A 23,630-nucleotide genomic window follows, 5' to 3' on the forward strand; every position below is an offset into this window, starting at 1 on the left:
GAACGAGTTTGCGGTGGGCGTGAAGGGCGTGATGGGGGCGCTGTGCACCATAACAATACGTTTAAGCGACTCGGCATCCGTCGAGCGCAGCACTTTCGGGGAAGTAACGATGAAGATGCGACGACTCTTGGGCGCAGGTGCCGCTTTGGTGCTGGCGATCAGTTCTACCGTGGCCAGTGCCGCCAGCAAGGAAGTGACTATCGGTTATGTCGACGGCTGGTCGGACAGTGTCGCCACGACCAACGTGGCGGCTGAAGTGATCAGGCAGAAACTCGGTTATGACGTGAAGTTGCAAGCCGTTGCCACCGGGATCATGTGGCAGGGCGTGGCCACAGGTAAACTCGACGCCATGCTGTCGGCCTGGCTGCCAGTGACCCACGGTGACTACTGGACGAAGAACAAGGATCAGGTCGTCGACTACGGTCCGAACTTCAAGGATGCGAAAATCGGTCTGATCGTGCCGGAGTACGTTAAAGCCAAGTCCATCGAGGACCTGAAAACCGACGACACCTTCAAGAACCGCATCGTCGGCATCGACGCCGGTTCAGGCGTGATGCTCAAGACCGATCAGGCAATCAAGGACTATGACCTGACCGGCTATCAACTCAAGGCCAGTTCCGGCGCCGGCATGATCGCCGAGCTGACCCGTGCCGAGAAGAAGAATGAATCCATCGCCGTGACCGGCTGGGTACCGCACTGGATGTTCGCCAAGTGGAAACTGCGCTTCCTCGAAGACCCGAAAGGCGTGTACGGCGCGGCTGAAACCGTGAACAGCATCGGCAGCAAGGGCCTGGAAGCCAAGGCGCCGGAAGTGGCCAAGTTCCTGAAGAACTTCCAGTGGGAATCCAAGGATGAAATCGGCCAGGTGATGCTGGCGATTCAGGATGGTGCCAAGCCTGAAGCCGCGGCGAAGGATTGGGTCGCCAAAAACCCTGAGCGTGTGGCTGCCTGGGTCAAGTAATAACAAAGAGTACGCTTAACCCTGTGGGAGCGAGCCTGCTCGCGAAGCGTTCTGTCAGTTGACTGATATGTCGACTGGCATGACGCCTTCGCGAGCAGGCTCGCTCCCACAGTTGTTTGGTGCATGCTGGAGTTTGGCGAATCCGTCATGGGGTTCTAAGACTAAGGTCGTCTGGAACCTGCCCCGCAGCCGCATAGAGTGGATACCGTTCCAACTAAATCTGTGCTGCGAGGATAAAAACAATGAACGACAGCATTTACCTCTCGATTCAAAACAGCCCGCGCTTCAAGGAGCTGGTTAGCAAGAGGGAACGATTCGCCTGGATTCTTTCGGCGGTCATGCTAGGGCTTTACTCCGGATTCATCCTTCTGATTGCCTACGGGCCGCAGGTGCTGGGGGCGAAAATCAGCCCTGAGTCTTCGATTACCTGGGGCATACCGATCGGTGTCGGGCTGATTGTCTCGGCCTTCATCCTGACCGGTGTCTACGTACGACGCGCCAACGGCGAGTTCGACGACCTGAACAATGCGATTCTCAAGGAGGCTCAGCAATGATCCGCCGTCTAATGGCTCTTTTGAGCATCGTAGCTTTCGCACCTGGCGCCTGGGCAGCTGACGCCCTGACCGGTGCCGTTCAGAAACAACCGCTTAACGTGTCCGCGATCGTAATGTTTGTCGCCTTCGTCGGTGCCACCCTGTGCATCACCTACTGGGCTTCCAAGCGTAATAATTCGGCAGCCGACTACTACGCCGCCGGCGGCAAGATCACCGGTTTCCAGAACGGTCTGGCGATTGCCGGTGACTACATGTCGGCAGCGTCCTTTCTGGGTATTTCCGCGCTGGTGTTCACCTCCGGCTACGACGGCCTGATCTACTCGATCGGCTTCCTGGTGGGCTGGCCGATCATTCTGTTCCTGATCGCCGAACGCCTGCGTAACCTGGGTAAATACACCTTTGCCGACGTGGCGTCCTATCGCCTGGGGCAAACCCAGATCCGCTCGCTGTCTGCTTGTGGTTCGCTGGTGGTGGTGGCGTTCTACCTGATCGCGCAAATGGTCGGAGCCGGCAAGCTGATCCAGTTGCTGTTCGGTCTCGATTACCACGTCGCGGTGATCCTGGTCGGTATCCTGATGTGCCTGTACGTGTTGTTCGGCGGCATGCTGGCGACCACCTGGGTGCAGATCATCAAGGCTGTGCTGTTGCTGTCCGGTGCTTCCTTCATGGCGCTGATGGTGATGAAGCACGTCAACTTCGACTTCAATATGCTGTTCTCCGAGGCGATCAAGGTTCACCCGAAAGCTGAAGCGATCATGAGCCCTGGTGGCCTGGTGAAGGATCCGGTCTCGGCATTTTCCCTCGGTCTGGCGCTGATGTTCGGTACCGCTGGCCTGCCGCACATCCTGATGCGCTTCTTCACCGTGAGTGACGCGAAGGAAGCTCGCAAAAGCGTGCTGTACGCAACCGGCTTCATTGGTTACTTCTACATCCTGACCTTCATCATCGGCTTCGGCGCGATCCTGCTGGTCAGCACCAACCCGGCCTTTAAAGACGCTGCCGGCGCCTTGCTGGGCGGTAACAACATGGCGGCGGTGCACCTGGCCAACGCGGTGGGCGGCAGTATCTTCCTGGGCTTCATCTCGGCGGTGGCGTTCGCGACCATTCTGGCAGTGGTTGCCGGTCTGACCCTGGCCGGTGCTTCGGCGGTGTCCCACGACCTGTACGCCAGCGTGATCAAGAAGGGCAAGGCCAACGAGAAGGACGAGATTCGCGTCTCGAAAATCACCACCATCGCCTTGGCGGTGCTGGCCATTGGTCTGGGTATCCTGTTCGAGAGCCAGAACATTGCGTTCATGGTGGGCCTGGCGTTCTCCATCGCGGCGAGCTGCAACTTCCCGGTGCTGCTGCTTTCCATGTACTGGAAAAAGCTGACCACCCGCGGTGCGATGATCGGCGGCTGGATGGGGCTGGTCAGTGCCGTGGGCCTGATGGTGCTTGGTCCGACCATCTGGGTGCAGATCCTGCATCACGAGAAGGCCATCTTCCCGTATGAGTACCCGGCGCTGTTTTCGATGATGATTGCCTTTGTCGGGATCTGGTTCTTCTCGGTTACCGACAAGTCGACTGCGGCTGACAATGAGCGGGCGTTGTTCTTCCCGCAGTTTGTGCGTTCGCAGACTGGCCTGGGTGCAAGTGGTGCTGTTTCGCACTAAGCGTTTGGGTTTGACTGTTTAAGTTGTGTTGAATGGAAATGCCCTGGTCGAGAGATCGGGGCATTTTTTATTGGGCGGTGATCGACCTGAATTTCGTGGATGTACAGATTTACTGTAGGAGCGAGCTCGCTCGCGATGGACGTCAACGATAACGCGTGCTGCCTGATTGAAGGTGTTGTCCAGACGTTTTTCGCGAGCAGGCTCGCTCCTACAGTGGATTAGCGTATTGGCTGGCAGGCCGAACTATTCGCAATTGAACGCGTTCCCTGTAGGAGCGAGCTTGCTCGCGATAGCAGCCTGGCAGTCACCAGGCACCTCCCGGACGAACGCACCCCGCAAACAGGCCGGCCGGTAGGCCGCCTCGGTTGCTGTTGCGGTGCACGCCCGTGAGGCCGAGCGCAGGTTCTGCGCAGTGGGCAACCCGGCATGGATGCCGGGTTAGCCGCCGCCGGCCATGGATGGCCGATGGCGGCGGGCCCACGGAGCAGGACCGGAGCGAGGGCATGCCGAGCCACAGCGAGGCACCGAATGTCAGGGGCAAGAGCCCTTTGGTTACTTTGGGGCTTTTCCAAAGTGACCCGCCGTAAGGGCGGAACCCTAAGAGGTCGTTACAGAAAAAACGGATATGTACCCGACCAAAGAGCCAATCGCGACAAAGCGCACAAACAAAAACGGCCTCCTGCTCTTTATATAAAAAGCAGAGGCCGTTCCCGGTACAACTCAACACCCTACAGCAAGACAGCGCTTACTTGCGGTCTTCCAGCTTGGTGATATCACGCGACTCGTAGCCGGTGTACAACTGGCGTGGACGGCCAATCTTGTACGGGCTGGAGAGCATTTCCTTCCAGTGGGAGATCCAGCCGACGGTCCGCGCCAGGGCGAAGATCACGGTGAACATGCTGGTCGGGATGCCGATCGCCTTGAGGATGATCCCCGAGTAGAAGTCGACGTTCGGGTACAACGAGCGTTCGATGAAGTACGGATCGGTCAGGGCGATCTCTTCCAGGCGCATGGCCAGTTCGAGTTGCGGATCGTTCTGGATGCCCAGTTCCTTCAACACTTCGTCGCAGGTCTGCTTCATTACCGTGGCGCGCGGGTCGCGGTTTTTGTAAACGCGGTGACCGAAGCCCATCAGCTTGAACGGATCGTTCTTGTCCTTGGCCTTGGCGATGAACTTGTCGATGTTCGAAACATCGCCGATTTCATCGAGCATGGTCAGTACGGCTTCGTTGGCACCGCCGTGGGCAGGGCCCCACAGTGCAGCGATACCGGCGGCGATACAGGCGAACGGGTTGGCACCCGAAGAGCCGGCCAGGCGTACGGTGGAGGTCGAAGCGTTCTGCTCGTGGTCGGCGTGGAGGATGAAGATCCGGTCCATGGCCTTGGCGAGTACCGGGCTGATCGGTTTGATCTCGCACGGGGTGTTGAACATCATGTGCAGGAAGTTTTCCGCGTACGACAGGTCGTTGCGCGGGTACATCATGGGTTGGCCCATGGAGTACTTGTAAACCATCGCGGCCAGGGTCGGCATCTTGGCAACCAGACGGATCGCGGAGATTTCGCGATGCTGCGGGTTATTGATGTCCAGGGAGTCGTGGTAGAACGCCGAGAGGGCACCGACTACGCCGCACATGACGGCCATCGGGTGGGCGTCACGACGGAAGCCGTTGAAGAAGGTCTTCAGCTGCTCGTGAACCATGGTGTGGTTCTTCACGGTGCCGACGAACTGGGCCTTCTGTTCTGCGGTCGGCAGTTCGCCGTTGAGCAGCAGATAGCAGGTTTCCAGATAGTCCGACTTTTCAGCCAGCTGTTCGATCGGGTAGCCGCGGTGCAGCAGAATGCCGTTGTCGCCGTCGATATAGGTGATCTTCGACTCGCACGAGGCGGTCGACATGAAGCCTGGGTCAAAGGTGAAACGGCCCGTGGCCGTCAGGCCCCGAACATCGATAACATCGGGACCAACGGTGCCGGTTAAAATGGGCAGCTCGACGGGGGCTGCGCCCTCGATGATCAACTGCGCTTTTTTGTCAGCCATGTGGCCTCCTATTTATGCTTGAAATCATCAGACAGACCCCCCACGCAGGGCCCGCACCACTATAGTGAGATAAATTCGAATGTCAATTTGCCTAAAGTCTTGCTCCAGAAGGCTTTAACCGGACTTTTTTCTCGAAATTGGCTGCCGTTTACGCCTTTTATGCCAGTTGCGCAATCAGCTGTTCGGGTTAGGTGTTTGCGTTGTCATTAGTAGCCTAACTGTCTATACTCGGCCACCGACCGCCAAGGGCTTTTGGGCTTGCTTTCATTGGGGGTCGCATCCCTGGGTGGTGGTTACCTGACCAGTGCACTCCCCAACAACTTTGCCCTGATTGTTAGGGGCTCTTCAGTGTGAAAAAAAAGCCGTGAAAAGCCAACGACCTGTAAACCTAGACCTAAGGACCATCAAACTCCCAGTCACTGCTTACACGTCCATCCTTCACCGAATTTCCGGTGTCATCCTCTTCGTGTGCCTTGCCATCATGCTTTATGCATTGGACAAGTCGCTGAGTTCCGAGGAAGGCTTCGGTCAGGTGAAAGCGTGTCTGACCAGTCCGCTAGCCAAGCTAGTGACATGGGGCATCCTGTCCGCTCTGCTTTATCACCTGGTAGCCGGTGTGCGCCATTTGATCATGGACATGGGCATCGGTGAGACGCTGGAAGGCGGCAAGCTGGGCTCGAAAATCGTTATCGCCGTTTCCGTGGTGGTAATCGTTCTGGCAGGAGTTTGGATATGGTAACTAACGTCACGAACCTGTCGCGTTCGGGCCTCTATGACTGGATGGCGCAACGTGTGTCTGCGGTCGTTCTCGCGGCTTACTTCATCTTCCTGATCGGATACATCGTGGCCAACCCTGGCCTCGACTACGCCCAGTGGCATGAACTGTTCGCCCACAACGGAATGCGTATCTTCAGCCTCCTGGCCCTCGTTGCCCTCGGCGCTCACGCCTGGGTCGGCATGTGGACCATCGCGACCGACTACCTGACGCCAATGGCGTTCGGCAAGTCCGCAACGGCTATACGTTTCCTTTTCCAGGCAGTATGCGGCGTTGCGATGTTCGCTTACTTCGTCTGGGGCGTGCAGATTCTCTGGGGTATCTGAGTCATGGCTAACATTCCAACGATTTCTTTCGACGCCATCATTATTGGTGGTGGCGGTGCCGGCATGCGCGCGGCGCTGCAACTGGCACAGGGCGGTCACAAGACTGCCGTGATCACCAAGGTTTTCCCGACCCGTTCGCACACTGTGTCCGCCCAGGGCGGCATCACCTGCGCGATCGCGTCCGCTGACCCGAACGATGACTGGCGCTGGCACATGTACGATACCGTCAAGGGTTCCGACTACATCGGTGACCAGGACGCTATCGAATACATGTGTCAGGAAGGCCCGGCTGCCGTTTACGAGCTGGACCACATGGGGATGCCATTCTCGCGTACCGAGCAAGGTCGTATCTACCAGCGTCCATTCGGCGGTCAGTCCAAGGACTACGGTAAAGGCGGCCAGGCTGCGCGTACTTGCGCTGCGTCCGACCGTACCGGTCACGCACTGCTGCACACCCTTTATCAGGGCAACCTGAAAGCCGGTACCGTGTTCCTGAACGAGTACTACGCTGTCGATCTGGTGAAGAACGGCGAAGGCGAGTTCGTCGGCGTGATCGCCATCTGCATCGAAACCGGCGAAACCACCTACATCCGTGCGAAGGCCACCGTACTGGCTACCGGCGGTGCAGGTCGTATCTACGCTTCGACCACCAACGCCCTGATCAACACCGGTGACGGCGTTGGCATGGCGCTGCGTGCCGGCGTTCCGGTGCAAGACATCGAAATGTGGCAGTTCCACCCGACCGGCATCGCCGGCGCCGGTGTACTGGTTACAGAAGGTTGCCGTGGTGAAGGTGGTTACCTGATCAACAAGCACGGCGAGCGTTTCATGGAGCGTTATGCTCCGAACGCCAAAGACCTTGCCGGTCGTGACGTTGTTGCCCGTTCGATGGTTAAGGAAATCATCGCCGGTAACGGTTGCGGTCCGAACGGCGACCACGTGATGCTCAAACTCGACCACTTGGGCGAGGAAGTGCTGCACAGCCGTCTGCCAGGCATCTGCGAACTGTCCAAGACTTTCGCACACGTTGACCCGGTTGTTGCTCCGGTTCCGGTTGTTCCGACCTGCCACTATATGATGGGCGGCGTTGCCACCAACATTCACGGTCAGGCGATCACCCAGGACGCTGATGGCGTCGATGCCATCATCCCGGGCCTGTTCGCAGTAGGCGAAGTGGCTTGCGTATCGGTTCACGGTGCCAACCGTCTGGGCGGCAACTCGCTGCTCGACCTGGTGGTATTCGGCCGCGCTGCCGGCCTGCACCTGGAAAAGGCGCTGACCGACGGTATCGAATACGACGACGCCACCGACGCCGACATCCAGGCTGCCCTGGCGCGTCTGTCCGCTCTGAACGAGCGTACCGAAGGCGAAGACGTGGCTACCCTGCGTCGCGAGCTGCAAAACTGCATGCAGAACTACTTCGGTGTATTCCGTACCGGCGAATACATGCAGAAGGGTATTGCCCAGCTGGCTGACCTGCGCAAGCGCATCGCCAACGTGAAGATCAACGATAAGTCGCAGGCGTTCAACACTGCGCGTATCGAAGCGCTGGAACTGCAGAACCTGCTGGAAGTGGCCGAAGCCACCGCCATCGCTGCAGAAGTACGTAAAGAGTCCCGTGGTGCTCACGCCCGTGAAGACTTCGAAGACCGTGACGACGAAAACTGGCTGTGCCACACCCTGTACTTCCCGGGTGACAAGCGCGTGACCAAGCGTGCCGTGAACTTCTCGCCGAAGACTGTTCCGACTTTTGAACCTAAGATTCGGACTTATTAAGGGTGGCCGCCATGTTGCAAGTCAGCGTTTATCGTTACAACCCTGATCAGGACGCCGCGCCGTTCATGCAGGAATTCCAGGTTGATACCGGTGGTAAAGACCTGATGGTGCTGGACGTGCTGGCCCTGATCAAAGAGCAGGACGAGGGTTTCTCCTATCGTCGCTCTTGCCGTGAAGGTGTTTGCGGTTCCGACGGCATGAACATCAACGGCAAAAACGGCCTGGCGTGCGTCACGCCGCTGTCTGCTGTCGTAAAAGGTAACAAGTTGATCGTTCGTCCTCTGCCAGGTTTGCCGGTTATCCGTGACCTGGTCGTCGATATGAGCATCTTCTACAAGCAATACGAAAAGGTTAAGCCATACCTGCAGAACGACACGCCGGCTCCGGCCATCGAGCGTCTGCAGTCCCCTGAAGAGCGTGAAAAGCTGGACGGTCTGTACGAGTGCATCCTGTGCGCTTGCTGCTCGACTTCCTGCCCGTCCTTCTGGTGGAACCCGGACAAGTTCCTGGGTCCGGCTGCCCTGCTGCAAGCGTACCGCTTCCTGGCAGACAGCCGTGATACCAAGACGTCCGAGCGTCTGGCTTCGCTGGATGACCCGTTCAGCGTATTCCGCTGCCGCGGGATCATGAACTGCGTCAGCGTATGTCCGAAAGGCCTGAACCCGACTAAGGCCATCGGTCACATCCGTAACATGTTGCTCTCAAGCGGCGTGTGATTCAGCTGCTGTACCCGCTGTACCCGTAGACGCTACGGCGCAGGCTTCAACCGGCGCCGTAGCTTTAACCTGAGCAGCAGCTTAAAAGGCTGCGGCTCTTATTTTGAAGAAATGAGACAAGCAGGGGCATCCGGGCTGGTACCCGGACTATCAGTGTGATCCTAGTGGCTTGTTTTGGTCGCTGCATTCGGACTTCTGCAAGTTTGCTCGGTGTCGACACCGATGGTGTTCCCCTAACCGAGGGTGACCAAGCATGCAAGAAAGCGTGATGCAGCGCATGTGGAACAGTGCCTACCTATCCGGTAGTAACGCTGCCTATGTGGAAGAGCTTTACGAGCTCTACCTGCACGACCCTAACGCTGTGCCAGAAGAGTGGCGCACCTACTTCCAGAAGTTGCCTGCTGACGGCAACTCTGCCACCGATGTTTCGCACTCCACAATTCGCGATCATTTCGTCTTGCTGGCAAAGAACCAGCGCCGCGCCCAACCGGTTTCCGCCGGCAGCGTGAGCAGTGAGCACGAGAAGAAGCAAGTTGAAGTGCTGCGATTGATCCAGGCCTACCGTATGCGTGGCCACCAGGCAGCCCAGCTTGACCCGCTGGGGCTGTGGCAGCGTCCTGCACCTGCAGACCTGTCGATCAATCATTACGGCTTGACCAATGCCGATCTTGATACGACCTTCCGTGCCGGCGACCTGTTCATCGGCAAAGAGGAAGCGAGCCTACGCGAAATTCACGAAGCGTTGCAGCAGACATATTGCCGCACCATCGGCGCTGAATTCACGCACATCACCGATTCCGAGCAGCGCCAGTGGTTCCAGCAGCGTCTGGAAAGCGTGCGCGGTCGTCCGACGTACTCCGCCGACATCAAGAGCCACCTGCTTGAGCGCGTGACCGCCGGCGAAGGCCTGGAAAAATACCTGGGCACCAAATACCCGGGTACCAAGCGTTTCGGTCTGGAAGGCGGCGAAAGCCTGATTCCGATGCTCGACGAGCTGATCCAGCGTTCCGGTTCCTACGGCACCAAGGAAATCGTCATCGGCATGGCCCACCGTGGCCGTCTGAACGTGCTGGTCAACACCTTCGGCAAGAACCCGCGCGAGTTGTTCGACGAGTTCGAAGGCAAGAAGAAGGTCGAGCTGGGTTCCGGTGACGTTAAATACCACCAGGGCTTCTCGTCCAACGTGATGACCACCGGCGGTGAAGTTCACCTGGCCATGGCGTTCAACCCGTCCCACCTGGAAATCGTTTCCCCGGTGGTCGAGGGTTCGGTTCGCGCCCGTCAGGACCGTCGTAACGATCCGACCGGCGAGAAGGTTCTGCCGATCTCCATCCACGGTGACGCTGCGTTCGCAGGTCAGGGCGTGGTCATGGAAACCTTCCAGATGTCGCAGACCCGCGGTTTCAAGACCGGCGGTACCGTGCACATCGTGATCAACAACCAGGTCGGGTTCACCATCAGCAACCCGCTGGACTCGCGTTCCACCGAGTACGCGACCGACGTTGCGAAAATGATCCAGGCGCCGATCCTTCATGTGAATGGCGATGATCCGGAAGCCGTATTGTTCGTGACCCAGCTGGCCATCGACTACCGCATGCAGTTCAAGCGTGACGTGGTGATCGACCTGGTCTGCTACCGTCGTCGCGGCCACAACGAGGCCGACGAGCCAAGCGGCACCCAGCCGATCATGTATCAGCAGATCACCAAACAGCGCACCACCCGTGAGCTGTATGCCGATCGTCTGACCCAGGGCGGTGTGCTGGACGCAGAGCGTGTTCAGGCGAAAGTCGACGAATACCGCAACGCACTGGACAACGGTCTGCACGTGGTGAAGAGCCTGGTCAAAGAGCCGAACAAAGAGTTGTTCGTGGATTGGCGTCCGTATCTGGGCCACGCCTGGACCGCGCGTCACGACACTCGCTTCGACCTCAAGACCTTGCAGGAACTATCCGCCAAGCTGCTGGAAATTCCGGAAGGCTTCGTGGTTCAGCGCCAGGTCGCGAAGATCTACGAAGACCGTCAGAAGATGCAAGCCGGCGGCCTGCCGATCAACTGGGGCTACGCCGAAACCATGGCGTACGCGACCCTGGCGTTCGAAGGTCACCCGATCCGCATGACCGGCCAGGACATCGGCCGCGGTACGTTCTCGCACCGTCATGCTGTCTTGCACAACCAGAAAGACGCGGGCACCTACATCCCGCTGCAGAACCTGTACAACGGCCAGCCACGTTTCGACCTGTACGATTCGTTCCTGTCCGAAGAAGCCGTACTGGCGTTCGAATACGGTTACTCGACCACCACGCCTGATGCGCTGGTGATCTGGGAAGCCCAGTTCGGCGACTTCGCCAACGGTGCCCAGGTGGTTATCGACCAGTTCATCACCAGTGGCGAGCACAAGTGGGGCCGTCTGTGCGGTCTGACCATGTTGCTGCCGCACGGTTACGAAGGTCAGGGGCCGGAGCACTCCTCGGCGCGTCTGGAGCGTTACCTGCAGCTGTGCGCCGAGCACAACATTCAGGTAGCCGTGCCGACTACGCCGGCACAGATCTATCATTTGCTGCGTCGTCAGGTGATTCGCCCGCTGCGCAAGCCGTTGATCGTTCTGACTCCAAAGTCGCTGCTGCGCCACAAGCTGGCCATCTCGACGCTGGAAGATCTGGCCGAAGGTTCGTTCCAGACCGTCATCCCGGAAATCGATGCCCAAGACCCGAAAAAGGTCGAGCGCGTTGTTCTGTGTAGCGGCAAGGTCTACTACGACCTGCTGGAAAAACGCCGTGCCGAAGGTCGTGACGACATCGCTGTCGTGCGTATCGAGCAGCTGTACCCATTCCCTGAGGACGACTTGAAGGAAGTCCTGGCGCCTTACACCAACGTCAAAGCTGCCGTCTGGTGTCAGGAAGAGCCGATGAACCAGGGTGCATGGTACTGCAGCCAACACCACATGCGTCGCAGCATCAGCAACCTCAACAAGTCTCTCGTACTCGAGTACGCGGGCCGTGAGGCTTCTGCTGCACCAGCATGCGGTTACGCATCGATGCACGCCGAACAGCAGGAAAAACTGCTGCAAGACGCCTTTACTGTTTAACGCCTTCGCGCACCTGAAACCGAATTTAAGGAACCACAGACAATGGCTATCGAGATCAAAGCCCCCACTTTCCCGGAATCGGTTGCCGATGGCACCGTTGCCACCTGGCACAAACAACCGGGCGACGCGGTCAAGCGCGACGAACTGATCGTCGACATCGAAACCGACAAAGTCGTGCTGGAAGTGCTGGCTACCGCTGACGGCGTGCTGGGCGCTATCGTCAAGAACGAAGGCGACACCGTTCTGTCCGACGAAGTCCTGGGCTCCATCGTTGAAGGCGGCGCTGCTGCTGCCGCTCCGGCTGCCGCTGCTGCTCCGGCCGCTGCCGCTCCAGCTGCCGGCGCTGACGAAGACGCTATCGCCGCTCCGGCTGCTCGCAAGCTGGCCGAAGAAAACGGTATCAACCTGGCTTCCGTCAAGGGCACCGGCAAAGATGGTCGTGTAACCAAGGAAGACGTGGTTGCCGCTGTCGAAGCCAAGAAAGCCGCTCCTGCTGCCGCGCCTGCCAAGGCTGCTGCTCCGGCTGCCGCTGCTCCTGTGTTCGCCGCCGGCGATCGCATCGAGAAGCGTGTACCGATGACCCGCGTTCGTGCCACCGTGGCCAAGCGTCTGGTTGAAGCTCAGTCGAACATGGCGATGCTGACCACTTTCAACGAAGTCGACATGACCGAAGTCATGGCCCTGCGTTCGAAGTACAAGGATCTGTTCGAGAAGTCCCACAACGGCGTGCGCCTGGGCTTCATGTCGTTCTTCGTGAAAGCGGCCACCGAAGCGCTGAAACGCTTCCCGGCTGTCAACGCGTCGATCGACGGCGGTGACATCGTTTACCACGGCTACGCTGACGTCGGCGTTGCAGTTTCCAGTGATCGCGGCCTGGTTGTACCGGTTTTGCGTAACGCCGAACTGATGAGCCTGGCTGAAATCGAAGGCGGCATCGCCACCTTCGGCAAGAAAGCCCGCGACGGCAAACTGTCGATGGACGAAATGACCGGTGGTACTTTCACCATCACCAACGGTGGTACTTTCGGTTCGATGATGTCGACCCCGATCGTCAACCCGCCACAAGCCGCCATCCTGGGCATGCACAACATCATCCAGCGTCCTATGGCCATCAACGGTCAGGTCGTTATCCGTCCGATGATGTACCTGGCACTGTCCTACGATCACCGTCTGATCGATGGCAAAGAAGCTGTGACCTTCCTGGTGACCATCAAGAACCTGCTGGAAGATCCGGCTCGTCTGTTGCTGGATATCTGATAGAAGCAGCCATGAGCTGCAAGCCCAGGCTGCGGAAAACCCGCGACCTGGCTTGCCGCTCGCGGCTTGAAGCTTTTCGCTAAAGAGGATTTTTTTCAATGTCGCAGAAATTTGACGTAGTAGTGATCGGCGCGGGCCCTGGCGGTTACGTGGCTGCCATCAAGGCCGCCCAGCTTGGTCTTTCGACAGCCTGCATCGAGAAGTACACCGACAAGGAAGGCAAACTGGCTCTGGGCGGTACTTGCCTGAACGTCGGCTGCATTCCATCCAAGGCGCTGCTGGACAGCTCCTGGAAGTACAAGGAAGCCAAAGAAGGCTTCGCGATCCACGGTATCAACCACGCTGGCGTGACCATGGACGTGCCGGCAATGGTCGGCCGCAAGGCCACCATCGTCAAAGGCCTGACCTCTGGCGTTGCGACCCTGTTCAAAGCCAACGGTGTGACTTCCATTGAAGGTCACGGCAAGCTGCTGGCCGGCAAGCAAGTTGAAGTCACCAAGCCAGACGGCTCGGTAGAAATCATCCAGGCCGAGAACGTGATCCTGGCTCCAGGTTCGCGTCCGATCGACATTCCACCGGCTCCGGTCGACCAGAATGTGATCGTTGATTCGACTGGCGCCCTGGAATTCCAGACCGTGCCTAAGCGTCTGGGCGTGATAGGCGCTGGCGTGATCGGTCTGGAACTGGGTTCGGTCTGGTCGCGTCTGGGCGCGGAAGTGACTGTCCTGGAAGCCCTGGACACCTTCCTGATGGCAGCGGACACCGCTGTTTCCAAGGAAGCGCTGAAAACCCTGACCAAACAGGGCCTGGACATCAAGCTGGGCGCTCGCGTCACCGGTTCCAAAGTGAACGGCGACGAAGTCGTGGTGAACTACACCGATGCCAAGGGCGAACAGAACATCACTTTCGACAAGCTGATCGTAGCCGTTGGTCGCCGTCCGGTGACCACTGATCTGTTGGCTGCCGACTGCGGCGTGACCCTGGACGAGCGCGGTTTCGTGCACGTTGACGATCACTGCGCCACCACCGTACCGGGCGTTTACGCCATCGGTGACGTGGTTCGCGGCATGATGCTGGCGCACAAGGCCTCGGAAGAGGGCATCATGGTTGTCGAGCGCATCAAGGGCCACAAGGCCCAGATGAACTATGATTTGATCCCTTCGGTTATTTATACTCACCCGGAAATCGCGTGGGTTGGTAAAACCGAGCAGGCCTTGAAAGCTGAAGGCGTTGAAGTTAACGTCGGCACCTTCCCGTTCGCCGCCTCTGGCCGTGCCATGGCTGCCAACGACACCGGTGGTTTCGTCAAGGTCATCGCAGATGCCAAGACAGACCGCGTTCTGGGCGTCCACGTGATTGGCCCAAGCGCTGCCGAACTGGTTCAGCAGGGCGCGATCGGTATGGAATTCGGCACCAGCGCTGAAGACCTGGGCATGATGGTTTTCTCCCATCCGACCCTGTCTGAAGCCTTGCACGAAGCTGCTTTGGCTGTGAATGGCGGCGCCATTCACATCGCCAACCGCAAGAAGCGTTAAGGGCTATGTGAAAACGTAGCGAGCGACGGAAAGACAAGGCAAAAACAGGTGAGGAAGCGGAGTTGACGTCAGTCAATGAGCATTTCGAACCTGTTTTTAACGCAGTGTTTCCTAGCGCAGCAGTTTTCACATGTCCGAAAGAGATAATAAGAAACCACGGCGGTTTGGCCCGTCGTGAGCCTTGCATGCAAGACTCACCGCGGAATATCCGCTGGACGCAGTCTTGCATAGCTGCACCGGGTATCCGGAAAGGCTATGCAAGCAGCAGTCACAGGTGGTGCGGCACTTGAATGAGTGCAGCACCGAATGCGCAGTACCTAACGAAGACGGTAATAAGCATGAATCTTCACGAGTATCAGGGTAAGCAGCTGTTCGCTGAATACGGCCTGCCAGTTTCCACCGGTTACGCGGTAGACACCCCGGAAGCAGCAGCAGAAGCTTGCGACAAAATCGGCGGCAGCGAGTGGGTTGTCAAAGCCCAGGTCCACGCCGGTGGTCGCGGTAAAGCGGGCGGCGTAAAGCTGGTTCGCAGCAAAGAAGACGCCAAGGCATTCGCACAGCAGTGGCTGGGCAAGCGTCTGGTGACTTACCAGACTGACGCCAATGGCCAGCCAGTCACCAAGATCCTGGTTGAATCGTGCACTGATATCGCTAAAGAGCTGTACCTGGGCGCTGTCGTGGACCGTTCGAGCCGTCGTATCGTGTTCATGGCTTCCACCGAAGGTGGCGTGGACATCGAGAAAATCGCTCACGACACTCCAGAAAAAATTCTGAAGGCCACTATCGATCCACTGGTTGGCGCTCAGCCATTCCAGGGTCGCGAGCTGGCATTCCAGTTGGGTCTGGAAGGCAAGCAAGTTGCCCAGTTCGCCAAGATCTTCGTAGGTCTGGCCAAACTGTTCAAGGATCACGACCTGGCCCTGCTGGAAGTGAACCCGCTGGTGATCAAGGCTGACGGCGATCTGCACTGCCTCGATGCCAAGATCAACATCGACGCCAACGCCATGTACCGTCAGCCTAAGCTGAAGACTTTCCACGATCCGTCGCAGGACGATCCGCGCGAAGCGCACGCTGCCAAGTTCGAACTGAACTACGTAGCGCTGGAAGGCAACATCGGTTGCATGGTCAACGGTGCCGGCCTGGCCATGGGTACCATGGACATCGTCAACCTGCATGGCGGCAAGCCAGCCAACTTCCTCGACGTGGGCGGTGGTGCTACCAAGGAACGCGTTACCGAAGCGTTCAAGATCATTCTGTCCGACACTAACGTCGCTGCAGTATTGGTCAACATCTTCGGCGGCATCGTTCGTTGCGACATGATTGCCGAAGGCATCATCGGCGCGGTGAAAGAAGTCGGCGTGAAAATCCCGGTTGTTGTTCGCCTTGAAGGCAACAACGCTGAGCTGGGCGCTAAAGTACTGGCAGAAAGCGGTTTGAACATCATCGCTGCTACCAGCCTGACCGACGCTGCTCAACAAGTTGTCAAAGCTGCGGAGGGCAAATAATGAGCGTCCTGATCAATAAAGACACCAAAGTTATCTGCCAGGGCATTACCGGTTCGCAAGGTAGTTTCCACACCCAGCAAGCCATCGAGTACGGCACCAAGATGGTGGGTGGTGTAACTCCAGGCAAAGGCGGCACCGAGCACCTGGGCCTGCCAGTGTTCAACACCGTGAAAGACGCTGTAGCTGCCACTGGCGCCACCGCCAGCGTGATCTACGTTCCGGCTCCTTTCTGCAAAGACTCGATCCTGGAAGCTGCCTTCGGCGGCATCAAGCTGATCGTGTGCATCACCGAAGGCATTCCTACCCTGGACATGCTGGACGCTAAAGTTAAGTGCGACGAGCTGGGCGTAGTCCTGATCGGCCCTAACTGCCCAGGCGTGATCACCCCAGGCGAATGCAAGATCGGCATCATGCCAGGTCACATTCACTTGCCAGGCAAGGTCGGTATCGTTTCCCGTTCCGGCACCCTGACCTACGAAGCTGTGAAGCAGACTACTGACGCCGGTTTCGGTCAGTCGACTTGCGTCGGCATCGGTGGTGACCCGATCCCGGGTTCGAACTTCATCGACATCCTGAAGCTGTTCCAGGAAGACCCGAAGACCGAAGCGATCGTAATGATCGGTGAGATCGGCGGTTCGGCTGAAGAAGAAGCGGCTGCCTACATCAAGGCACACGTGACCAAGCCGGTTGTTTCCTACATCGCCGGTGTGACTGCTCCTCCGGGCAAGCGCATGGGCCATGCTGGCGCAATCATCTCTGGCGGCAAAGGTACTGCAGACGAGAAATTCGCTGCTCTGCAAGACGCAGGCGTTAAAACCGTGCGTTCGCTGGCAGACATCGGCAAGGCCCTGGCCGAGCTGACTGGTTGGGCTGTCAAGTAAGCCTCGCGCTTGGCTGACGCTTCACCAAACAAAGGCCACCTTCGGGTGGCCTTTGTCGTTTCCGGCATTTGTGTTGACCGTGCGGACGCCATCGCGAGCAGGCTCGCTCCCACATTGGAACGCGGTCAACTGTGGGAGCGAGCCTGCTCGCGAAGACGGACTTGTAGGCGACAACCATTAACATGCAAAAACGCGACACTAAGATGTCGTATATCGGATAGTTCGCCCTTAAACAGTGCGTTTATCGGCCAAATTCGTTAGGCTACGCGCCATTTTTGCGTCTGCGGCCCACAAGGCGGCAACGCGCTAAAAGGGTCGGTCTTATACGGACTGACAGCATTTCCCTCATCCATAGGGAAATCCCTCTCTAAATTCCGATTCAGTAGTGTGGTATTTCCTTAATGAAAGTGTTGAAAGGCCAGGACATCCTGGCACTTGGTTTTATGACGTTTGCCCTGTTCGTCGGGGCTGGCAACATTATCTTCCCGCCTATCGTCGGTTTGCAGTCCGGGCCCAATGTCTGGATGGCGGCGTTGGGCTTTCTGGTCACGGCGGTCGGTTTGCCGGTGATCACCGTTGTGGCGCTGGCCAAGGTCGGCGGTGCAATGGATGCCTTGAGCAGCCCGATCGGTAAAGTCGCCGGTGGCCTGCTGGCAGCGGCTTGCTACCTCGCTGTTGGCCCGCTGTTCGCGACGCCACGTACCGCGACAGTATCCTTCGAAGTGGGTCTGGCGCCCCTGACCGGCGAGAGCCCGTTGGCGCTGTTCCTGTACAGCTCGGTGTACTTCCTGCTGGTGTTTTTCATCTCGCTGTATCCGGGTCGTTTGCTGGATACCGTCGGGCGTTTCCTCGCGCCGCTGAAGATCATCGCCCTGGCCGTGCTGGGCATTGCAGCGTTTGCCTTGCCGGCCGGTGACATTGGCCAGGCAACCCCTGAATACGTGGCGGCGCCGTTTTCCCAAGGCTTCATCAATGGTTACCTGACCATGGATACCCTGGGCGCCCTGGTGTTCGGCATCGTCATCGTCAACGCCATCCGTTCACGCGGCGTCGAGTCGCCGGCCCTGATCACCCGCTACGCAATCATCGCCGGCCTGATCGCTGGTGTCGGCCTGGCGCTGGTGTATGTCAGCCTGTTCCGTCTCGGTTCGGGCAGCCATGAAGTGGCCGCTGGCGCTACCAATGGCGCGGCGGTATTGCATGCTTACGTGCAGCATACATTCGGTTCGCTGGGCAGCGGCTTCCTTGCCGTTCTGATCTCCCTGGCGTGCCTGGTGACCGCGGTTGGCCTGACCTGTGCCTGCGCCGAGTACTTCAGCCGTGTGGTGCCGCTGTCCTACAAGACGCTGGTGATCATCCTCGCTGCGTTCTCGCTGCTGGTATCCAACCTGGGCCTGACCAAGCTGATTGCGTTCTCGATCCCGGTGCTCACCGCGATCTACCCGCCGTGCATCGTTCTGGTGGCGTTGAGCTTCTGCAAGGACTTCTGGCATGAGCACGGTCGTATCCTCGGCCCGGTCATGCTGGTGTCGTTCATCTTCGGCCTGATCGACGCCCTCAAGGGTGCAGGCCTGGCGGACTGGATGCCGACGCAAATGGCCCACCTGCCGCTGAGCGAGCAGGGGCTGGCCTGGCTGGTGCCGTCGGTGATGACACTGGTGGTCGCGGTCGTTTGCGATCGCCTGCTGGGCAAGCGCGCCGAAGCCTTGGCTTAAGTCGCTTCACGACTCGCCACGAGCGGGTCTTGAGCAAAAACAGAAATGCCCCGTATCAATCGATACGGGGCATTTTTTTTGTGAGGGATGCGGTGTCTTTTCCGTTGAGCTAACGTCGAAGCACTGCAACACCCTTTGTGGGAGCGAGCCTGCTCGCGAAGGCGTCGCTTCATTCAACGCAGATGTTGATTGATCTACCGCTTTCGCGAGCAGGCTCGCTCCCACAAGGTTTCAGTGTTCCGTTACTACTTCACAAGGACCTGCATGTCGTTCATCCAAGCCAACCTGATCCACATTCTCGCCGCCGTCTGGTTCGTTATCTGCTGGGGCGGGTACACCCGCTATGCCACATGGAAAGGGCGTGACACCGCATGCCTGGCCAGTGTGCTGCACCTGTATCGTGAAGACTGGATGCGCCGCATGCTGCTGCGCGACAACCGCATCGCCGATGCCAGCGTGATCGGCAATCTGGAGCGCAATGCGTCGTTCTTCGCCTCCAGTACGCTGATTATCCTGGCCGGTATTCTCACGGTGCTGGGGGCTTCGGAACGGGCGGTATCCTTGCTGGCGGATATCCCGATGGTGCAACAGGCGTCCCAGGGCATGTCGGAAATCAAGTTGCTGTGCCTGGCGCTGGTGTTTGTCTATGCATTCTTCACGTTCAGCTGGTGTATGCGCCAATACAACTTTGCGGCAGTGCTGGTGGGTTCGGCGCCGATGGTCGGTGAACGCCATGTGTCGGAGCAGGAGCGCAAAGCGTTCGCTTTACGTGCCGCCCGCGTCATCTCCATGGCCGCCAACCAGTTCAACTTCGGGCTGCGTTCCTATTACTTCGGCATGACCATGCTGGCGTGGTTTGTCAGCCCGTGGCTGTTCATGTTGATGAGTGCTGGCGTGGTGTTCGTGTTGTACCGCCGCGAGTTTCATTCCGACGTTCTCGATGTGATGGTCTATACCCCTACAGAGGCGCCGTTGCCGGAGGCGATCAAAGAGGCAGCTTGATGAGTATTCCATTCTGGTGCGTGTTGATCAGTGCGGTGTTGATTTACCTGGCGCGAATGCCCGTGACGACTGCCATGAAAGAGCAGGGCGGCTACGATAACCACCTGCCGCGCCAACAGCAGGCGCAACTCACAGGCTTGGGTGCCCGGGCGGTGGCTGCGCATCAGAACAGTTTCGAAGCCTTCATGTTGTTTGCTGTGGGTGTGTTGATGGCGCATACCACGCAGACAGCGGGCTGGCTGATCGACGGCCTGGCGATCATCTTCGTGATCACGCGGGTTATTTACCTGGTGTGTTACTGGAAAGACCTGGCCTGGCAGCGCAGTCTGGTTTGGCTGGTGGGCTTAATCTGTTCGCTGTTGTTGATGATTAGTCCGACTTTTCGAACGATTTTGCTCTAACCACTGTTTTCAAGACAAAAGAAAACCCGCACTTGGCGGGTTTTCTTTTGTCACGCTAAAAACCGTATTAGTTCTTAGGTGCTTCCGGAGCGGCCGGAGTAGCTGGAGCGGCCGGAGCAGCCTCTTTTGCCGCTTCTGCGTTCGATTCAGCCTGATCTTTGGCGGCTTCGGCGTTTTCTTTCGCCGCGTCGTTCACTTTATCCTGAGCTTCGTTCATTTTTTGCTGGGCTTGCTCAGCATTTTGGTTAGCATCTTGAGCTTTGTCCTCGGATTTTTTATCGCAGGCAGCGAGACCGAGGGAAGCGGTCAACATCAAGGCAATAGCTAAAGTCTTACGCATGGGGTGTTTCTCCTGATGAAAAGCATCTACTGGCATTAAGAGCTCACACATCAGGGTTAAGTTCCTTAATTCTTTCAGATATATAAGTTTGTTCTAGTGCGGAACTTTTACCCGTACCGCCACCGCACTGTACGGGCATAAACAAGAGCGTTTATCAAATGGCTGAAAACCCCGTTTTTGAGCGCGCGAAGCGCTTTCTGTCGGCGCTGCGACATTGCCAGGTACTTGGACTAAGCGTTCACAGCGCCAGCAACGAAGGGCTGACGATTGTGCTGCCGTACAGCCCGCAGATCGTCGGCAATCCCGAAACCGGCGTGATTCATGGCGGGGCGCTGACCTCGCTGATGGACACCGCCTGTGGCATGGCGACCCTCTGCGTGCTCCCGGAATTCGAAGTCTGCCCGACCCTGGACCTGCGCATCGACTACATGCACGCCGCCGAGCCGCATAAGGATGTCTACGGCTTTGCCCAGTGCTATAGGGTCACCACCGACGTGATTTTTGCCCGCGGCTTCGCCTATCAGGATGACCCCGGACAACCCATTGCCCATGTGATGGGCACTTTCATGCGCATGGGCAAGAACATCAAAGGCACCAAGGGCTTTGGTGGCGCGGTTGCCGGAGGGGCGCAATGAGCGAGTCTCTGAAGGATCAACTGCAAAAGGCCCACGAACGGGGCGATTACGCCGCGCTACTGGATTTGATTCCCTATGCCCGGCTGATCGGCGTCGAATGTTCGCGGGTGGGCGATGAGTTGCTGTTCAAGCTGCCAGCGAACAAGGACAACATCGGGAACCCGTTGTTGCCGGCGATCCATGGCGGTGTGATAGCCGGCTTCATGGAATTGGCCGCCGCGCTGCATCTGTTGGTGTTTACCGGATCGCCCGGGGTGCCGAAGATCATCGACTTCTCCCTGGATTACCTGCGTGCCGGGCAGTTTCGCGATACTTGGGCCCGCTGCCAGGTCTGGCGCCAGGGTCGCCGGGTCGCCAACGTGGCGATTACCGCCTGGCAAAGCACTGAAGCCGAACCGATTGCCACCGCCCGCGCACATTTCAAACTCGAGGAGCCCTTGAAATCCTGAACTCAGCCCCCAACTCAGATGACAACCCGCCGCCGACCGTCAAGGTCGCGGCTTATGCCATCTGATTGGAGTTTGATGACCATGAGTGTGGAAACTCAAAAGGAAACCCTGGGCTTCCAGACCGAGGTGAAGCAGCTGCTGCATCTCATGATCCATTCGCTGTATTCCAACAAGGAAATTTTCCTTCGCGAATTGATCTCGAACGCCTCTGACGCTGTCGATAAATTACGTTTCGAAGCCCTGGCCAGGCCAGAGCTGCTGGAAGGTGGCGCCGAACTGAAAATCCGCGTGAGCTTCGACAAGGACGCTAAAACCGTCACCCTCGAAGACAACGGTATCGGCATGAGCCGCGAAGACGCGATCACCCACCTGGGTACCATCGCCAAGTCCGGCACCGCCGATTTCATGAAGCACCTGAGCGGCGACCAGAAGAAAGACTCGCACCTGATCGGCCAGTTCGGCGTCGGTTTCTACTCCGCCTTCATCGTCGCTGACAAAGTCGATGTGTACAGCCGTCGTGCCGGCAGCGTTGCCAGCGAAGGCGTGCATTGGTCGTCCAAGGGCGAAGGTGACTTCGAAGTGGCGACCATCGACAAGGCCGAACGCGGCACTCGCATCGTCCTGCACCTCAAGTCCGGTGAAGACGAGTTCGCCGATGGCTGGCGCCTGCGCAACATCATCAAGAAGTACTCCGACCACATCGCCTTGCCGATCGAGTTGCCGAAAGAAGTGGCGGCCGCTGAAGGTGAAGAGAAGCCTGCCGTCGAATGGGAAACCGTCAACCGCGCCAGCGCCCTGTGGACCCGTCCGCGTACCGAGATCAAGGACGAGGAATACCAGGAGTTCTACAAGCACATCGCTCACGATTTCGAAAACCCGCTGAGCTGGAGCCACAACAAGGTCGAAGGCAAGCTCGAATACAGCTCGCTGCTGTACGTGCCGACCCGCGCTCCATTCGACCTGTACCAGCGTGAAGCGCCGAAAGGCCTGAAGCTCTATGTACAGCGCGTGTTCGTCATGGATCAGGCCGAGTCCTTCCTGCCGCTGTACCTGCGCTTCATCAAAGGCGTGGTCGACTCCAATGACCTGTCGCTGAACGTGTCGCGGGAAATCCTGCAGAAAGACCCGATCATCGACTCGATGAAGTCGGCGCTGACCAAGCGGGTGCTGGACATGCTGGAAAAACTGGCGAAGAACGAGCCTGAGCAATACAAGGGTTTCTGGAAAAACTTCGGTCAGGTCATGAAAGAAGGCCCGGCAGAAGATTTCGCCAACAAGGAAAAAATCGCCGGCCTGCTGCGTTTCGCATCGACCCACGGCGACGATGGCGAGCAGGTTGTTGGCTTGGCCGAGTACCTGGCGCGCGGCAAGGAAGGCCAGGACAAGATCTACTACCTGACTGGCGAAACCTACGCCCAGGTCAAGAACAGCCCGCACCTGGAAGTCTTCCGCAAGAAAGGCATCGAAGTGCTGCTGCTGACAGATCGCATCGACGAGTGGCTGATGAGCTACCTCAGCGACTTCGACGGCAAGAGCTTTGTCGACGTGGCGCGCGGCGACCTGGACCTGGGCAACCTGGACTCGGAAGAGGACAAGAAGGCCGCGGAAGAAGTCGCCAAGGCCAAAGAAGGTCTGGTTGAGCGTCTGAAAACTGCGCTGGGCGAATCCGTTGCGGAAGTTCGGGTGTCCCATCGCCTGACCGACTCCCCGGCGATCCTGGCCATCGGCGAGCAGGACCTGGGCTTGCAGATGCGCCAGATCCTGGAAGCCAGCGGCCAGAAGGTTCCGGATTCGAAGCCGATCTTCGAGTTCAACCCGGCTCACCCGCTGATCGAGAAGCTCGACAACGAGCAGAGCGACGAGCGCTTCGGCGACCTGTCGCACATCCTCTTCGATCAGGCGGCCCTGGCGGCCGGCGACAGCTTGAAAGATCCGGCGGCCTATGTGCGCCGTCTGAACAAGCTGTTGGTCGAACTGTCGGCTTGACTGAGTTGTAGAAAAACCCGCTTCGGCGGGTTTTTTCATTC

General features: G+C 58.3%; 20 protein-coding genes. 18 read left to right on the plus strand and 2 right to left on the minus strand.

From position 1 onward, the window contains the following. Positions 1–109: 109 nt before the first annotated feature. The 3 genes from ACM6J5_RS21725 (at position 110) to ACM6J5_RS21735 (ending at position 3,170) form a co-directional block, all read left to right on the plus strand. Complete coding sequence (locus ACM6J5_RS21725) at positions 110–961, plus strand: glycine betaine ABC transporter substrate-binding protein (protein ID WP_414929319.1); 852 nt, start codon at positions 110–112, stop codon at positions 959–961. Between the two features lie 242 nt (positions 962–1,203). After that, complete coding sequence (locus ACM6J5_RS21730) at positions 1,204–1,515, plus strand: DUF485 domain-containing protein (RefSeq protein WP_095944022.1); 312 nt, start codon at positions 1,204–1,206, stop codon at positions 1,513–1,515. Then, positions 1,512–3,170 (plus strand): cation acetate symporter, encoded by a 1,659-nt coding sequence (locus ACM6J5_RS21735; protein ID WP_150673892.1) that lies wholly within the window; start codon positions 1,512–1,514, stop codon positions 3,168–3,170. The genes ACM6J5_RS21730 and ACM6J5_RS21735 overlap by 4 nt, the downstream gene beginning before the upstream one ends. Positions 3,171–3,915: 745 nt before the next feature. Here ACM6J5_RS21735 and gltA read toward each other — a convergent pair. Beyond that, on the minus strand, positions 3,916–5,205 hold the full coding sequence (gene gltA, locus ACM6J5_RS21740; RefSeq protein WP_007959044.1) for a citrate synthase: 1,290 nt from the start codon (positions 5,203–5,205) through the stop codon (positions 3,916–3,918). Between the two features lie 364 nt (positions 5,206–5,569). On the opposite strand from gltA, the gene sdhC reads away from it, so the two are divergent. The 12 genes from sdhC (at position 5,570) to ACM6J5_RS21800 (ending at position 20,179) form a co-directional block, all read left to right on the plus strand. After that, entirely contained in the window at positions 5,570–5,944 is a 375-nt protein-coding gene (gene sdhC, locus ACM6J5_RS21745) for a succinate dehydrogenase, cytochrome b556 subunit (protein WP_032829628.1), read from the plus strand. Beyond that, positions 5,938–6,306, plus strand: a complete 369-nt coding sequence (sdhD, locus tag ACM6J5_RS21750) for a succinate dehydrogenase, hydrophobic membrane anchor protein (protein ID WP_056721678.1) — start codon at positions 5,938–5,940, stop codon at positions 6,304–6,306. The genes sdhC and sdhD overlap by 7 nt, the downstream gene beginning before the upstream one ends. Positions 6,307–6,309: 3 nt before the next feature. Then, complete coding sequence (sdhA, locus tag ACM6J5_RS21755) at positions 6,310–8,082, plus strand: succinate dehydrogenase flavoprotein subunit (RefSeq protein WP_095944020.1); 1,773 nt, start codon at positions 6,310–6,312, stop codon at positions 8,080–8,082. An 11-nt stretch (positions 8,083–8,093) separates the two neighbouring features. Beyond that, the gene (locus ACM6J5_RS21760) at positions 8,094–8,798 is read left to right on the plus strand and encodes a succinate dehydrogenase iron-sulfur subunit (RefSeq protein WP_095944019.1); all 705 of its coding nucleotides are present in this window, start codon (positions 8,094–8,096) and stop codon (positions 8,796–8,798) included. A 253-nt stretch (positions 8,799–9,051) separates the two neighbouring features. Then, on the plus strand, positions 9,052–11,883 hold the full coding sequence (locus tag ACM6J5_RS21765) for a 2-oxoglutarate dehydrogenase E1 component (protein ID WP_095944018.1): 2,832 nt from the start codon (positions 9,052–9,054) through the stop codon (positions 11,881–11,883). A gap of 42 nt (positions 11,884–11,925) precedes the next feature. Next, positions 11,926–13,140: a 2-oxoglutarate dehydrogenase complex dihydrolipoyllysine-residue succinyltransferase gene (gene odhB / locus ACM6J5_RS21770; RefSeq protein ID WP_414929320.1), complete on the plus strand. Its 1,215-nt coding sequence runs from the start codon at positions 11,926–11,928 to the stop codon at positions 13,138–13,140. Between the two features lie 98 nt (positions 13,141–13,238). Further along, positions 13,239–14,675 carry a dihydrolipoyl dehydrogenase gene (lpdA, locus tag ACM6J5_RS21775; RefSeq protein WP_095944017.1) on the plus strand — a complete coding sequence of 479 codons (1,437 nt, stop codon included), beginning with the start codon at positions 13,239–13,241 and terminating at the stop codon, positions 14,673–14,675. A gap of 338 nt (positions 14,676–15,013) precedes the next feature. After that, positions 15,014–16,180 carry an ADP-forming succinate--CoA ligase subunit beta gene (sucC, locus tag ACM6J5_RS21780; protein WP_007919879.1) on the plus strand — a complete coding sequence of 389 codons (1,167 nt, stop codon included), beginning with the start codon at positions 15,014–15,016 and terminating at the stop codon, positions 16,178–16,180. Then, positions 16,180–17,061 carry a succinate--CoA ligase subunit alpha gene (gene sucD, locus ACM6J5_RS21785; RefSeq protein WP_007919877.1) on the plus strand — a complete coding sequence of 294 codons (882 nt, stop codon included), beginning with the start codon at positions 16,180–16,182 and terminating at the stop codon, positions 17,059–17,061. The genes sucC and sucD overlap by 1 nt, the downstream gene beginning before the upstream one ends. A gap of 401 nt (positions 17,062–17,462) precedes the next feature. After that, entirely contained in the window at positions 17,463–18,776 is a 1,314-nt protein-coding gene (brnQ, locus tag ACM6J5_RS21790; RefSeq protein ID WP_095946355.1) for a branched-chain amino acid transport system II carrier protein, read from the plus strand. Positions 18,777–19,040: 264 nt separating this feature from the next. Continuing rightward, positions 19,041–19,778, plus strand: coding sequence for a DUF599 domain-containing protein (locus tag ACM6J5_RS21795; protein WP_150674166.1), 738 nt, complete (start codon positions 19,041–19,043; stop codon positions 19,776–19,778). Further along, positions 19,778–20,179, plus strand: a complete 402-nt coding sequence (locus ACM6J5_RS21800) for an MAPEG family protein (protein ID WP_095946358.1) — start codon at positions 19,778–19,780, stop codon at positions 20,177–20,179. Before ACM6J5_RS21795 ends, ACM6J5_RS21800 begins: the two co-directional genes overlap by 1 nt. Positions 20,180–20,246: 67 nt before the next feature. Here the strand turns inward: ACM6J5_RS21800 and ACM6J5_RS21805 are convergent, their stop codons facing one another. Further along, the gene (locus tag ACM6J5_RS21805; RefSeq protein WP_095946364.1) at positions 20,247–20,519 is read right to left on the minus strand and encodes a hypothetical protein; all 273 of its coding nucleotides are present in this window, start codon (positions 20,517–20,519) and stop codon (positions 20,247–20,249) included. Positions 20,520–20,677: 158 nt separating this feature from the next. Between ACM6J5_RS21805 and ACM6J5_RS21810 the strand changes: the two genes are divergently transcribed. The 3 genes from ACM6J5_RS21810 (at position 20,678) to htpG (ending at position 23,589) form a co-directional block, all read left to right on the plus strand. Further along, positions 20,678–21,154: a PaaI family thioesterase gene (locus ACM6J5_RS21810; RefSeq protein ID WP_095946359.1), complete on the plus strand. Its 477-nt coding sequence runs from the start codon at positions 20,678–20,680 to the stop codon at positions 21,152–21,154. Beyond that, positions 21,151–21,603: a PaaI family thioesterase gene (locus tag ACM6J5_RS21815; RefSeq protein ID WP_095946360.1), complete on the plus strand. Its 453-nt coding sequence runs from the start codon at positions 21,151–21,153 to the stop codon at positions 21,601–21,603. The genes ACM6J5_RS21810 and ACM6J5_RS21815 overlap by 4 nt, the downstream gene beginning before the upstream one ends. 81 nt (positions 21,604–21,684) lie before the next feature. Further along, on the plus strand, positions 21,685–23,589 hold the full coding sequence (gene htpG, locus ACM6J5_RS21820; protein WP_095946365.1) for a molecular chaperone HtpG: 1,905 nt from the start codon (positions 21,685–21,687) through the stop codon (positions 23,587–23,589). Positions 23,590–23,630 lie beyond the last annotated feature (41 nt).

Source organism: Pseudomonas sp. IT-P74 (assembly GCF_949768175.1).
GTDB lineage: Bacteria > Pseudomonadota > Gammaproteobacteria > Pseudomonadales > Pseudomonadaceae > Aquipseudomonas.

Excerpts from the sequence above, each read along its gene's own strand:
- ACM6J5_RS21725 (WP_414929319.1), top strand. The coding sequence starts at position 110 with ATGAAGATGCGACGACTCTTGGGCGCAGGTGCCGCTTTGGTGCTGGCG.
- ACM6J5_RS21730 (WP_095944022.1), top strand. The coding sequence starts at position 1,204 with ATGAACGACAGCATTTACCTCTCGATTCAAAACAGCCCGCGCTTCAAG.
- ACM6J5_RS21735 (WP_150673892.1), top strand. The coding sequence starts at position 1,512 with ATGATCCGCCGTCTAATGGCTCTTTTGAGCATCGTAGCTTTCGCACCT.
- gltA (WP_007959044.1), bottom strand. The coding sequence starts at position 5,205 with ATGGCTGACAAAAAAGCGCAGTTGATCATCGAGGGCGCAGCCCCCGTC.
- sdhD (WP_056721678.1), top strand. The coding sequence starts at position 5,938 with ATGGTAACTAACGTCACGAACCTGTCGCGTTCGGGCCTCTATGACTGG.
- sdhA (WP_095944020.1), top strand. The coding sequence starts at position 6,310 with ATGGCTAACATTCCAACGATTTCTTTCGACGCCATCATTATTGGTGGT.
- ACM6J5_RS21760 (WP_095944019.1), top strand. The coding sequence starts at position 8,094 with ATGTTGCAAGTCAGCGTTTATCGTTACAACCCTGATCAGGACGCCGCG.
- ACM6J5_RS21765 (WP_095944018.1), top strand. The coding sequence starts at position 9,052 with ATGCAAGAAAGCGTGATGCAGCGCATGTGGAACAGTGCCTACCTATCC.
- odhB (WP_414929320.1), top strand. The coding sequence starts at position 11,926 with ATGGCTATCGAGATCAAAGCCCCCACTTTCCCGGAATCGGTTGCCGAT.
- lpdA (WP_095944017.1), top strand. The coding sequence starts at position 13,239 with ATGTCGCAGAAATTTGACGTAGTAGTGATCGGCGCGGGCCCTGGCGGT.
- sucC (WP_007919879.1), top strand. The coding sequence starts at position 15,014 with ATGAATCTTCACGAGTATCAGGGTAAGCAGCTGTTCGCTGAATACGGC.
- sucD (WP_007919877.1), top strand. The coding sequence starts at position 16,180 with ATGAGCGTCCTGATCAATAAAGACACCAAAGTTATCTGCCAGGGCATT.
- brnQ (WP_095946355.1), top strand. The coding sequence starts at position 17,463 with ATGAAAGTGTTGAAAGGCCAGGACATCCTGGCACTTGGTTTTATGACG.
- ACM6J5_RS21795 (WP_150674166.1), top strand. The coding sequence starts at position 19,041 with ATGTCGTTCATCCAAGCCAACCTGATCCACATTCTCGCCGCCGTCTGG.
- ACM6J5_RS21800 (WP_095946358.1), top strand. The coding sequence starts at position 19,778 with ATGAGTATTCCATTCTGGTGCGTGTTGATCAGTGCGGTGTTGATTTAC.
- ACM6J5_RS21805 (WP_095946364.1), bottom strand. The coding sequence starts at position 20,519 with ATGCGTAAGACTTTAGCTATTGCCTTGATGTTGACCGCTTCCCTCGGT.
- ACM6J5_RS21810 (WP_095946359.1), top strand. The coding sequence starts at position 20,678 with ATGGCTGAAAACCCCGTTTTTGAGCGCGCGAAGCGCTTTCTGTCGGCG.
- ACM6J5_RS21815 (WP_095946360.1), top strand. The coding sequence starts at position 21,151 with ATGAGCGAGTCTCTGAAGGATCAACTGCAAAAGGCCCACGAACGGGGC.
- htpG (WP_095946365.1), top strand. The coding sequence starts at position 21,685 with ATGAGTGTGGAAACTCAAAAGGAAACCCTGGGCTTCCAGACCGAGGTG.